At 63.4% G+C, this 12229-nt stretch carries 10 protein-coding genes; 7 read left to right on the top strand and 3 right to left on the bottom strand.

Going from position 1 to position 12229, the window contains the following annotated elements; translation table 11 throughout:
* The gene (locus tag E3T46_RS05090) at window positions 1-498 is read right to left on the bottom strand and encodes a methylated-DNA--[protein]-cysteine S-methyltransferase (protein ID WP_134577710.1); all 498 of its coding nucleotides are present in this window, start codon (window positions 496-498) and stop codon (window positions 1-3) included.
* A gap of 133 nt (window positions 499-631) precedes the next feature.
* Between E3T46_RS05090 and E3T46_RS05085 the strand changes: the two genes are divergently transcribed.
* The 4 genes from E3T46_RS05085 (at window position 632) to E3T46_RS05070 (ending at window position 6861) form a co-directional block, all read left to right on the top strand.
* Window positions 632-1594 carry an aldo/keto reductase gene (locus tag E3T46_RS05085; protein WP_134577709.1) on the top strand — a complete coding sequence of 321 codons (963 nt, stop codon included), beginning with the start codon at window positions 632-634 and terminating at the stop codon, window positions 1592-1594.
* Window positions 1595-1762: 168 nt separating this feature from the next.
* Window positions 1763-3496, top strand: coding sequence for an ABC transporter ATP-binding protein (locus tag E3T46_RS05080; protein ID WP_134577708.1), 1734 nt, complete (start codon window positions 1763-1765; stop codon window positions 3494-3496).
* Window positions 3493-5457, top strand: a complete 1965-nt coding sequence (locus tag E3T46_RS05075; RefSeq protein WP_134577707.1) for an ABC transporter ATP-binding protein — start codon at window positions 3493-3495, stop codon at window positions 5455-5457. Before E3T46_RS05080 ends, E3T46_RS05075 begins: the two co-directional genes overlap by 4 nt.
* Window positions 5458-5550: 93 nt before the next feature.
* Window positions 5551-6861: a DUF4192 domain-containing protein gene (locus E3T46_RS05070; RefSeq protein WP_134577706.1), complete on the top strand. Its 1311-nt coding sequence runs from the start codon at window positions 5551-5553 to the stop codon at window positions 6859-6861.
* Window positions 6862-6931: 70 nt separating this feature from the next.
* Here E3T46_RS05070 and E3T46_RS05065 read toward each other — a convergent pair whose 3' ends face one another.
* Complete coding sequence (locus E3T46_RS05065; protein ID WP_134577705.1) at window positions 6932-8362, bottom strand: aspartate aminotransferase family protein; 1431 nt, start codon at window positions 8360-8362, stop codon at window positions 6932-6934.
* Between the two features lie 5 nt (window positions 8363-8367).
* Complete coding sequence (locus E3T46_RS05060) at window positions 8368-8850, bottom strand: Lrp/AsnC family transcriptional regulator (RefSeq protein WP_134577704.1); 483 nt, start codon at window positions 8848-8850, stop codon at window positions 8368-8370.
* Window positions 8851-8973: 123 nt separating this feature from the next.
* Between E3T46_RS05060 and E3T46_RS05055 the strand changes: the two genes are divergently transcribed.
* From E3T46_RS05055 to E3T46_RS05045, 3 genes are all read left to right on the top strand, one after another.
* The gene (locus tag E3T46_RS05055) at window positions 8974-10410 is read left to right on the top strand and encodes a gamma-aminobutyraldehyde dehydrogenase (RefSeq protein WP_134469881.1); all 1437 of its coding nucleotides are present in this window, start codon (window positions 8974-8976) and stop codon (window positions 10408-10410) included.
* Between the two features lie 107 nt (window positions 10411-10517).
* Window positions 10518-11321, top strand: coding sequence for a protein phosphatase 2C domain-containing protein (locus E3T46_RS05050; RefSeq protein ID WP_134577703.1), 804 nt, complete (start codon window positions 10518-10520; stop codon window positions 11319-11321).
* A gap of 224 nt (window positions 11322-11545) precedes the next feature.
* Window positions 11546-12229, top strand: a 684-nt coding sequence (locus E3T46_RS05045; protein ID WP_134577702.1) for a hypothetical protein, incomplete at its 3' end; no start/stop codon positions are given.

The following is a 12229-nucleotide window of genomic DNA, read 5'->3' as shown; positions in this document are numbered from 1 at the left end:
CTAGTGGTGCATGATGCCCTCGTGGTCAAGCAGCCAGGCCTTGGTGGGGATGCCCTGACCGGCACTGTAACCGGTGATTCGCCCCGTGGTCGCGAGCACGCGGTGGCAGCCGATGATGATCGGCACCGGGTTGGCGCCGACAGCTCCACCGATGGCGCGGCCCGATCCGGCACGCCCGATGTCAGTGCCGAGCGCACCGTACGAGATGACCTCGCCGAAGCCCAGAGTTGAGAGGCGAGCCCACACGCTGCGTTGAAATTCGGTGCCGCGGGTCAGGTGCACCGGAAGGTCGAACGAGTGTCGGGTGCCCGCAAAGTACTCGTCCAGCTGCTCGGCCGCCTGTCGCAGCACGGGGGAGGGGTTCTCGGCGGATTCTGCGAGCGGAAGGTGACCGTCCGTTTCGATCGAGAGGGAGAGGATGCCGTCATCATCGGCGGTGAGCTCAAGCAGCCCGACGGGGCTCGGCAGGCGAAGGAGCGCGGGAGGCGTCGTGGTCATATTTCGACTGTAGCCGCACCCCACGAGCGCACTCGCGGGTTTTGGACATCGGTGCCGAACGCCCGCAACGGTGAGGCTGTGCAGGAGACTGTCGGTTTGCCCCGAGCAGGCTGAACAGTCCTAGTCTAAGGGGATGGCTCAGATTGAATATCGCAGACTTGGCTCCTCCGGACTGACCGTTTCAACGATCGGACTGGGTTGCAATAACTTCGGCCGCAGCGGTACGGCGTCGGAGGGACAGGACGGCACGACCGCCGTCATTGATGCGGCATTCGAGGCCGGGGTGACGCTCTTCGACACGGCAGACATCTATGGTGCCGAGCGAGGGCTGAGCGAGACCCTGATGGGGCACTCGCTGCGCGGCAAACGCGACCAGATTGTGCTCGCGTCCAAGTTCGGCATGGACATGGGCGGACTGAACGGCCCGGACTGGGGCGCGCGCGGCTCGCGCCGGTACATCCGTTTGGCCGTTGAGGCATCGCTTCGACGTCTGCAAACCGATTGGATTGACCTGTATCAGCTACACGTCGCCGATCCATTGACACCGATCGAGGAAACGCTGTCCACGCTCGATGACCTCATCACCGAGGGCAAGATTCGCTACATCGGCCACTCCAATCTGGCCGGCTGGCAGATCGTGGAGGCGGAGTTCACAGCGCAAATGAACGGGCATCCCAAATTCATCTCGAGCCAGAACGAGTACAGCCTGCTGGTGCGCGATGTCGAAGAAGAGGTCCTTCCGGCCGTGAACGCTTACGGCCTGGGCTTTCTCCCGTTCTTCCCCCTCTATAACGGACTGTTCACGGGCAAATTCTCCCGCTCGGGTGGGCCAGCTGACAGCCGCATCATGATGATCCGGCGCCATCTCGCTGACGATGCTCCCTGGGACGTGATCGAGCAGTACCAGGAATGGTGCGACGCGCGTGGCGTGAGTATGTTGGCGGCGACGTTCGCCTGGCTGCTCGCCCAGCCCGGGCTGACGAGTGTGATTGCCGGCGCGACCAAGCCCGAACAGATCCGTCAAAATACCAGCGCGGCGACCGCGTGGCAGCCGAGCGCCGACGAGGTGGCCTACATTTCGGACCTCTTTGCCTGAACGTCTGATGTGAAGTTGCGCCGAAGTCGGCGAGTTTTGCGCAGGACGCAATAATTCGGTCGACGACGTGTCGGAAAGAGTGCACTATGGCATCAGAGGTAGCTGGTCCGACCCCCCGGTCCGGGCGGTGCCGATTCACGCATCTAGACGGTTCAGTAGGAGAGTTTCGTGCTTTGGTCCTTGCTCGTGCGTTATCTGCGACCGTACTGGCAACTGCTCACCGGGGTGATCGTCTTTCAACTGGCCCAGTCGATCGCTTCCCTTTTTCTGCCCGCTCTAAACGCCGACATCATCGACGAGGGCGTCGCTACCGGCGACACCGGCTACATTATGCGTGTCGGCGGGCTGATGTTGCTCATCACGCTCGTCCAGATCGGGTGCGCGATCGTCGCCGTGTACTTCGGTGCCAAGGTGGCGATGAAGGTCGGTCGTGACCTGCGCGGGGCGGTCTTCAGCCGGGTGGGGGAGTTCTCCGAGCAGGAGGTCACCCGGTTCGGCGCTCCGTCGCTGATCACCCGCTCCACCAATGACGTGCAGCAGGTGCAGATGCTCGTGCTCACCACCTGCACACTGCTCGTCTCCGCGCCCATCCTCAGCATTGGCGGCGTGATCATGGCGATCCGCCAGGATGTGCAGCTGTCCTGGCTGATCGCGGTGAGCGTGCCGATACTGCTCATCGCGGTTGGTCTCATCGTCGTACGAATGGTTCCCCTGTTTCGCAAGATGCAGACTCGCATCGACACCGTCAACCGGGTGCTGCGGGAACAGCTCACCGGCATCCGTGTGGTTCGGGCGTTTGTGCGGGAGACGCAAGAGATTGCCCGGTTCGCCAAGGCCAACCAGGACGTCACCGACGTGGCCCTGGGTTCGGGTCGTCTGATGGCGCTCATGTTCCCCATCGTTATGCTCGTGCTCAACGTGTCGAGCGTCGCCGTGATCTGGTTCGGCGCGTTCCGCATCGAAGACGGTTCGATGCAGGTCGGCACACTGATTGCCTTCCTCAGCTACCTCATGCAGATTCTGATGGCGGTCATGATGGCCACGTTCATGGCCGTGATGATTCCGCGGGCCGCCGTCTCGGCCGACCGCATCGGCGAGGTGCTGGCCACCGCGTCGAGTGTCGTGCCGCCGGCAAACCCGGTGAACGTGACCGTCGGCCACGGCGAGCTTGAACTGCTCGACGTGGGCTTCGCCTATCCCGGCGCCGAACAACCGGTGTTGCGCAACGTGAGCTTCATCGCTCGCCACGGCGAGACCACGGCGATCATCGGCAGTACGGGGAGTGGCAAAACCACCCTAGTGAACCTGTTGCCGCGACTGTTTGACGCCACAAGCGGTTCCGTTCTGGTGAACGGCGTGAATGTGCGCGAGTTGAACCCCGACCTGCTCTGGGGCAATATCGGTCTCGTACCGCAAAAGCCCTACCTATTCTCCGGCACTGTGCGCAGCAACTTGCTCTACGGCAAACCGGATGCGACGGAAGAGGAACTCTGGCAGGCGCTCACCATCGCCCAGGCCCGGGATTTCGTCACCGAAATGGAGGGCGGGCTTGATGCGAAGATTACCCAGGGCGGCACCAATGTGTCGGGTGGGCAGCGCCAGCGCCTCGCGATCGCCCGCGCCCTGGTGAAACAGCCGGAGCTGTACATTTTCGACGACTCGTTCTCGGCCCTCGACCTCGCGACGGATGCCCGGCTGCGGCTCGCGCTCAAACAGAGCGCCAACGGAGCCACCATGGTCATCGTCGCCCAGCGGGTGTCGAGCATCATCGACGCCGACCAGATCCTGGTGCTGGAAGACGGCCGCATCGTCGGCCGAGGAACCCACGAGCAGCTGCTCGAGTCCAATACGACCTACCAGGAAATTGTGTCAGCCCAGCTCACCGCGGAGGAAGCCGCATGAGCGACACACACGCTGACGACAAGCCGGCTCCGCGCCCGCAGCGCGGCGGTGGGCCCTTCGGAGGGAGGAATCTGCCCGCCGAGAAATCCCTGAATTTCACGGCCTCGGGCAAACGGCTGCTCGGTAAGCTGCGGCCGGAACGCCTGTGGCTCGCGCTCGTGTTCGCCCTGGCGGTGATCAGCGTGACGTTCTCGGTGCTTGGGCCGCGCCTGCTCGGCGAGGGCACCAACCTGATCTTCTCCGGCGTGGTGTCGAAATCGCTGCCGAGCGGCAGCAGTCAGGCCGAAGTGATCGCGGGGCTGCGGGCGTCCGGTGACAGCACGCAGGCCGACATGCTCAGTGGCATGACGCTCACGCCGGGGCTCGGAATCGACTTCGCCATGCTCTCTACCGTGCTGTTCTGGGCGCTCGCGCTCTACGTACTCTCGAGCGTGTTCAGCTGGATGCAGGCCTACGTACTCAACGGAGTCGTGCAGCGCACCGTCTACCGGCTGCGCGAAGAGATCGAGGCGAAAATCAATCGCCTGCCGCTGAGCTACTTCGATAAGAAGCCGCGCGGTGAACTGCTCAGCCGGGTCACCAACGACGTCGACAATATCTCTCAGAGCCTGCAGCAGTCGCTCAGCCAGGTAGTCACGAGCCTGCTCACCGTGATCGGCGTCATCGTGATGATGCTCATCCTGTCGCCACTGCTCGCCCTGATCACGCTCGTCACCGTGCCGCTGACCCTCGTGATCACCGCGTTCATCGCCAAGCGTTCGCAGAAGCTGTTCGTGGCCCAGTGGGCGAACACCGGGGAGCTCAACGGTCAGATTGAGGAGACCTTCACCGGCCATGCCCTGGTCAAGGTGTTCGGCCGGCAGAAGGAAGTCGACGCCCGGTTCAAGGCCAAGAACGACGAACTCTATGAGGCCAGCTTCGGCGCGCAGTTCATCAGCGGACTGATTATGCCGGCGATGACCTTCATCGGCAACCTCGTCTACGTCGCCATCGCGGTCGTCGGCGGCCTGCAGGTCGCCTCCGGTGCCATGCAGCTCGGAGACGTGCAGGCGTTCATTCAATACTCCCGCCAGTTCACCCAGCCGCTCGCGCAGCTCGGGTCGATGGCCAACCTGCTGCAGTCGGGCGTCGCATCCGCTGAACGGGTCTTCGACCTGCTCGATGCCGAGGAGCAGAGCGAAGACCCGGACTTGGCGGAGACTCCGACTGAAGCGCACGGTCGGTTGGTCTTCGAGAACGTGTCGTTCCGTTATAGCGCCGAGAAGCCGCTGATCGAAGAGCTCAGTCTCGTCGCTGAACCCGGGCAGACCATCGCGATCGTCGGCCCGACCGGGGCAGGCAAGACCACCCTCGTGAACCTCATGATGCGGTTCTACGAGATTGATTCCGGGCGCATCCTGCTCGACGGCGTTGACGTGGCGACCATGACCCGGCACGACCTGCGCAGCCGTATGGGAATGGTGCTGCAGGACACCTGGTTGTTCGGCGGCACCATCCGCGACAATATCGCCTACGGCCGACCGGATGCGACGGAGCAAGACATTCTCGCTGCCGCCACAGCCACCTACGTGGACCGGTTCGTGCACTCGCTTCCGGACGGATATGACACCGTGCTCGACGACGAGGGAGGCAACGTGAGCGCGGGGGAGATGCAGCTGCTCACCATTGCCCGGGCGTTCCTGGCCAAGCCGAGCGTTCTTATCCTCGACGAGGCGACGAGCTCGGTCGACACCCGCACCGAGGTGCTCGTGCAGAAGGCGATGAGCGCGTTGCGGGCCGAACGCACCAGCTTTGTCATCGCGCACAGGTTGTCGACCATTCGCGACGCCGACCTGATTCTCGTGATGGAGTCTGGCCGCATCGTGGAGCAGGGCAACCATGTGCAGTTGCTCGCCGCGAACGGTGCCTACCAGGCGCTGTATGCGGCGCAGTTCGCGGCCCCGGTCGCCGACGAGGTTTAGAGCGTCTCCTTCACAGGGGTCCTGGCGCCGAGGTGATCCCCAGATACGCGGTCGGTAGCGGCGGGTTTACGCGCGACCGGGCACAGTGGCGGCATGCAACCAACCCGTGTTAAAGCCCAGAAGGCCCAGGACTTTCTGGCACTCGTTCCCCAGCTGCTCGGGTTTCTGCCCGAGACCAGCGCGGTTCTCGTCGCGTTTCGCGGCAATCGCACCTGCGGCGCCTTGCGCTTCAACCTGCCCGAGGATGGCGCACCGCAGAAGGTGTATCAACGCATCGCCACGACACTGGCCGGGATGCTCTGCAAGATTCCCGGCGTCGACGCTGTCGTTCCCGTCATCTACACGGACGACTCCTTCGTCGAAGCCCGCGGAATCCCACGGGAGGGTTTTGCGGAGATACTGAACCGGCGGCTCGAACTCAGCGGTTTTCTGTTGCGTGATTCGCTCTGCGTGTCAGTTGATGCCTGGGGCAGCTATCTCGACCCGCAGTGCCCGGCGGGCGGGCATCCGCTCAGCGACATTGCCGAGTCCCCACTGAACGACGAGGCGACCGATCCGGCCGCGCGACCGCTCGGCACTCTGCAGAATGGCGCGGAACCGGTCGGCGTCAATCTGGCCACCAAGGAACGCCTTGCCCGGGTCTACCGGCGCTACCGCCACCTGATCGCGCGGGCCGAAAATGCCCCGGAGTTGTTTCCTACCCTCGGCGCGCTGCTCGACCCGGTCGCGATCGCGGAGGAAGCGCTGACCTGGAGCAATCCGCCCACCGAGGATGACGCGGCAGCGCTGCTCGTGCTCGTGCAGTCACCGCCCAATCGCGACCAGATCATGGTGCAGTTTGCCTTCGGCCGCGAGGAAGGCGTTCGCGCCCACAAGGTCAACCTGCACTACGTCCTGCTCCAGCACGAGACCGGGCGTAGCCTCGACGATCTTGTGGCCGAGGAGATGGACTCCGGCGACTCGAGCGCCCAACATACCGGGGACATCATGCTCGGGCTGCGGCAGGAACGACCGGATGTCGACCGGATCCGGATGGCCATCACCCTGTTGCGCACCGTGGTTGCGCTGGCGCCGCGTTCCGCCAGACCGGCGCCGCTCTGCATGCTCGCCTGGCTGTCCTGGGCCCTCGGCAGTGGCTCCGTTGCCGGATTCTTCGTGGACCAAGCGCTCGCCATCGACCCGCGGTACAGCATGGCGAACCTGCTGGAAGTGCTGCTCGGGTCGGGACACCTGCCGGAGTGGGCGTTCGCGGTTCCGCGCCGGGACGACGAGGAGAGCGACGATTTCGGCTACGAAAATGACGAAGACTTTGGCGAAGATGCCGCGCTCAGCGACGACGCTCTGTGGTCCTTCGAGGGCGAGAGCAACGAAGACGACGACGAGGCGAGGGCCGCCGGCGGTTGAGGCAGGTGCTGCCCGACGGCGACCCGGTCGCGCATTCATTTGGAGGCGAGACCGGGTCCCGGCGAACGAACTACAGGTGCTTCGGTGCCTCCGAGAGCACGCCGTGCAGAATCTCGCTGATCTCGGCGAATTCCTTCGGGCCAATCGTCAGCGGGGGAGCGAGCTGAATCACCGGGTCGCCGCGGTCATCGGCGCGGCAGTACAGGCCCGCCTCATACAGCGCCTTGGACAGGTAGCCGCGCAGCAGACGCTCGGACTCGTCGTCGTTGAACGTTTCCTTGGTGCCCTTGTCCTTGACCAGCTCGATGCCGAAGAAGTAGCCGGCACCGCGCACGTCGCCGACGATCGGTAGGTCGAGCAGCGTCTCCAGCTCCTTGCGGAACAACGGTGAGTTCTCGCGCACGTTCTCGTTGAGCTTCTCCTCCTCGAATATGTCGAGGTTGGCCAGGGCGACGGCCGAGGAGACCGGGTGGCCGCCGAAGGTGTAGCCGTGGTAGAACGTCGTATCGCCGTGCTTGAACGGTTCGTAGATGCGGTCGCTGATAATGGTCGCACCGATCGGCGAGTATCCGCTCGTCATGCCCTTGGCACAGGTGATCATGTCGGGCTGAATGTCATAGGTCGTCGAGGCGAACATATTGCCGATGCGACCGAAAGCCGTGATGACCTCATCGGCGACCAGGAGCACGTCGTACTTGTCGCAGATCTCCCGCACGCGCTTGAAATAGCCTGGAGGCGGCGGGAAGCAACCACCGGAGTTCTGCACTGGTTCCAGGAACACGGCGGCCACGGTCTCCGGCCCTTCGAACTCGATCATCTCTTCGATGCGATTGGCGGCCCACTGGCCGAACATTTCGAGGTTGTCGCCGAGGCCAAGGCCCGGGCTCATTTCGTCGGCGCGGTAGAAGTTGGTGTTGGGAACACGGAAGCCGCCGGGGGTGACCGGTTCGAACATTTCCTTCATTGCCGGAATGCCGGTGATGGCCAGCGCACCCTGCGGGGTGCCGTGGTAGGCGACGTTGCGGGAGATGACCTTGTGCTTGGTCGGGCGTCCCATCAGTTTCCAGTAGTACTTGGCGAGCTTGAATGCGGTTTCAACGGCTTCGCCGCCACCGGTCGAGTAGAACACGCGGTTGAGGTCGCCGGGCGCATAGGAGGCGAGGCGGTCAGCGAGCTCGATCGCGTTCGGGTGGGCATACGACCAGATCGGGAAGAATGCGAGTTCTTCGGCCTGCTTGGCTGCGACCTCGGCCAGGCGCTTGCGTCCGTGTCCGGCGTTGACGGTGAATAATCCGCTCAAGCCGTCGATGTACTGCTTGCCCTGGGAATCCCAGATGTGGTGGCCCTTGCCTTTGACGATGATGGGCACTCCGGCGCCGGATTCCATCACCGACTGACGGGAGAAGTGCATCCAGAGATGATCCTTGGCCTTTTGTTGCAACTCGGCGTTGTGCGCGTCGCTGAAGGCAACCGGTGAATCGATGGGTGTGGTGAGCGTCATTTTCTTTACCGTGTTCCCCAGTTATAGAACTGTTTGTGGAGTTTGAGATAAACGAAGGTCTCGGTGGAGAGGACCCCCTCGAGATTGCGGATCTTGGAGTTGAGCAGTTCAAGTAATTCGTCGTCGTCTTCGCAGACGACCTCGGCGAGAATGTCAAAGGTGCCGGCCGTGAGTACGACATAGTCGACGGCATCAATGGCTGCGAGCTGTTCGGCGAGAATGCGGGTGTCGGCCGAGGCTCGAATTCCGATCATCGCCTGGCGAAAGAAGCCCAGCTGCATCGGGTCGGTTACGGCGACAACCTGCATGACGCCGGAATCGGTGAGCTTTTGCACCCGCTGCCGCACGGCCGCCTCGCTGAGGCCGACAGCTTTGCCGATCTCCGCGTACGACCGGCGTCCGTCGACCTGCAGTTGTTCGATGATCTTCTTCGACACATCGTCGAGCTGGGCCGGCTTGGGCTGGTGACCACGCCTTTGTCCATTCATGCATCGATTGTGTCAGTCAAAATGCACTTCAGCAAGCGAATCCGTAGCAGTCTTCGCAAAACACTGCGGATTTCATTTGTGAATCTGGGTGTGCTTCAAACCGAAATCGATACACTGGGCCGCATGAGCGCCCCCGAACTACGCAACTTCATCAATGGCCAGCACTCCGAGTCGACGTCGACGGAACGGTTTGACCTGATCGATCCGGCGACCGAATCGGTCTATGCCTCGAGCCCGGTCTCGAACGCGACCGACGTCGATGCTGCCTACCGCGCCGCGGCATCCGCTTTCGAAATTTGGGGCGAAACGACCCCGGCGGTCCGGCAGCTCGCACTGTTTCGTATAGCGGATGCGATGGAGGCGCGTGCCGAGGAATTCGCCGACGCCGAGTCGCTCGACACCGGCAAGCCACGTTCGACCCTCGTCGACGACGAGATTCTGCTCTCGGTCGATCAGATTCGGTTCTTCGCCGGAGCCGCCCGCAATCTGGAGGGCCGTGCGGCCGGCGAGTATCTGACCGACCACACCTCCTTCATTCGCCGCGAACCGATCGGTGTCGTCGGTCAGGTCACGCCTTGGAACTACCCGCTGAACATGGCGGTCTGGAAATTCGCGCCCGCGCTCGCCGCCGGCAATACGACCGTGCTCAAGCCCTCCGACACGACGCCGAGCGCGACCCTGCTGCTCGCCGAGATCGCCGCAGAGTTCCTGCCGAAGGGAGTGCTCAACGTAATCACCGGTGACCGCACGACCGGTGCGGCCATGATCGACCACAAGACTCCCCAGCTGGTATCGATCACCGGATCGGTGCGGGCCGGTATGGCCGTCGCCGAAGCTGCCTCACACGATCTCAAACGGGTCCACCTTGAACTCGGTGGTAAGGCACCGGTGATCGTCTTTGACGATGCCGACATCGAGCTCGCCGTGGCCGGCATCGTCGCCGCCGGCTTCTTCAACGCCGGCCAGGACTGCACCGCTGCGACCCGGCTGCTCGTGCAGGCCGGCATTCACGACGAATTCGTCGCCGCGCTCACCGCCTACGCCAGAGAGAACGCGCGCACCGGAGCTCCCAGCGCACAGGGAATCCTGTTCGGCCCGGTGAATAACGTCAACCAGCTCGCTCAGGTCTCCGGTTTCGTCGACCGGCTGCCCGACCACGCCGTGCTCGAACTCGGCGGTCATCGCGTCGGCCAGGCCGGCTATTTTCACGAAGCGACCATCGTGAGCGGACTGCTGCAGACCGACGAGGCCGTGCAGCAAGAGATTTTCGGCCCGATGATGACCGTGCAGCGATTCACTGACGAGGCCGAGGCGCTGCGCTGGGCGAACGACGTGCAGTATGGTCTCGCGTCGTCGGTGTGGACCCGGGATCACGGTCGGGCGATGCGCTTTGCCAAGCACCTTGACTTCGGTTGCGTCTGGATCAACACCCACATACCGATCGTGGCCGAGATGCCGCACGGCGGTTTCAAGCACTCCGGGTACGGCAAGGACCTCTCGATGTATGGCTTCGAGGACTACACCCGGATCAAGCACGTGATGAGCTACATCGGACATTAGGTGCGGTACGGTGCCAACGGACGGTGCCGTTATTATGGTGCAAGTCCTTCGGTGAACGTTGGAACGGCGGGGCCGGCTTCGCGCCCCACACTCGGAAGGCACTACCCGTGACCCAGATTGGTCAAGGTTCGACCGAATTTCGTGTCGAACTGCCCAGCGTTGGAACGTCGTTGACGCTGGCGTGGGCTGCCCTGACCGACGTTGGTCATCGCCGGGAGGTCAACGAAGACAGCCTGCTCGCCGCGCCACCGCTGTTCGCCGTCGCCGACGGTATGGGGGGGCATTCGGCCGGCGATGTCGCCAGTGCCGCCGTCGTCACCAGGCTGGCCGAGCTGTCCGGAACGCTCGTCGCCGAGGCCGGTTCGATTGACCGCGCCCTCGTGCTGGCCGTCGAGGATATGGCGCAGGGTGTCGGAGTCACCGACCAGGGCACCGGAACAACGGCGACCGGGGTTGCACTGGCCCTGGTTTCGGATGCCGTCAGTTGGATCGTCTTCAACATCGGCGACTCCCGGGTTTATCAGTTGTCCAACGGTGTACTCGAGCAGGTCACCAACGACCACTCGGTCGTGCAGGAACTCGTCGATGCGGGGCGCATTACCCGCGAAGAGGCCGACGTGCACCCGCACGGCAATATCATCACCCGGGCGGTCGGCTTTCACGAACCGCCTATTCCCGACTATCGCATTCTGCCGATCCAGGCCGGCATGCGCATCCTGGTCTGCTCAGACGGGCTCACCAAGGAACTGACCTCGTACGGTATTCGTCATTTTTTGCTCGAAAAGAAGCTGGCAGCGGATGCCGTCTCAGCGATGGTCGACGCGGCCCTCGAAAACGGTGGTCGCGACAACGTCACAGCGATCGTGGTCGACGTGCTGGCGGTCGACCCCTACGAGGCACCCACGGACTAGTGGCCCCGCATTCGGGCTTCTAAGCGATCTCTTGTGGGTGCCGGAGCGTGCCTTCCCTAACGTGGCCTGTTTGTGGAACGCGACCATTTCCGGTGGTCGAGCTTGCCGAGACCGCCATGGACTGGGTCGAGCCGTCTCGACAACGCGCGGTCTGCCCGAATGCATATTCGCACAGAAATCNAGAAACCCTCGACTCTGGCGCATGGTTTTGGTACACTTCTTCTATGAGCCAGAGCGGCGATACTCCCCAGCCGGGCCGTGTCGATCCGTTCTTCGCGGCTCACGGCTACCCGCCGTCCACACTCGAAGAGCGTGCCGAGTTCGAGGTGTTCTGGGCGCAGTGCCAGGCCGATTGGCGGTGTGAAATTGCCGAGGGGCTCGGAGAATTCGCCCCGTACGAGGTCACCGACCCGGTCGATCTGGAACCGGTCAACCCGGCACCGGTCAACCCGGCACCGGTGAGCCCGGCGATTGGCCGCCCGGAGTTGATTGATTGCCCGACCATTCCGGCCGGCCTCGATCTGACCGAGGTGTTCGGTGCGGTGCCGCCCGAGAACCTCTTCGATGAGGACCTCCGCGAGGAGTTCCTGTATACGAACTACCTCGCGGACAATTTTCTCCCGGTCGATTTCATCCCGGACGGATGCACCTCTGACGGATGCACCGCTGACGAGCGTCACACTGACCGTGCCGAGGCTGACCGTGGCGAGGCTGACCGTGCTGAGGCTGACCCGGCTGAGGCTGATCCGGACCAACCCGGTCTGGCCCCTGGTGGTCCGGCAGACGTGCTGAGTCCGTTTCAGCGGCACCAGGCGCAGTTCGTCGACCGGGTGCTTTACCTCGAGAAGGTGATCGCGTGGGCGCAGGCGAGTAAGGCTGAGGTCTTGACTGAGGCGTGGGATTACACC

This window comes from Cryobacterium sp. Hh11, from assembly GCF_004404045.1.
Taxonomy (GTDB): Bacteria; Actinomycetota; Actinomycetes; order Actinomycetales; family Microbacteriaceae; genus Cryobacterium; species Cryobacterium levicorallinum.
The sequence above is the reverse complement of the archived record's forward strand: the minus strand, read 5'-3'. Positions and strand labels throughout refer to the sequence as shown.

Excerpts from the sequence above, each read along its gene's own strand:
- E3T46_RS05055 (WP_134469881.1), top strand. The coding sequence starts at position 8,974 with ATGAGCGCCCCCGAACTACGCAACTTCATCAATGGCCAGCACTCCGAG.
- E3T46_RS05070 (WP_134577706.1), top strand. The coding sequence starts at position 5,551 with ATGCAACCAACCCGTGTTAAAGCCCAGAAGGCCCAGGACTTTCTGGCA.
- E3T46_RS05085 (WP_134577709.1), top strand. The coding sequence starts at position 632 with ATGGCTCAGATTGAATATCGCAGACTTGGCTCCTCCGGACTGACCGTT.
- E3T46_RS05060 (WP_134577704.1), bottom strand. The coding sequence starts at position 8,850 with ATGAATGGACAAAGGCGTGGTCACCAGCCCAAGCCGGCCCAGCTCGAC.
- E3T46_RS05065 (WP_134577705.1), bottom strand. The coding sequence starts at position 8,362 with ATGACGCTCACCACACCCATCGATTCACCGGTTGCCTTCAGCGACGCG.
- E3T46_RS05090 (WP_134577710.1), bottom strand. The coding sequence starts at position 498 with ATGACCACGACGCCTCCCGCGCTCCTTCGCCTGCCGAGCCCCGTCGGG.
- E3T46_RS05075 (WP_134577707.1), top strand. The coding sequence starts at position 3,493 with ATGAGCGACACACACGCTGACGACAAGCCGGCTCCGCGCCCGCAGCGC.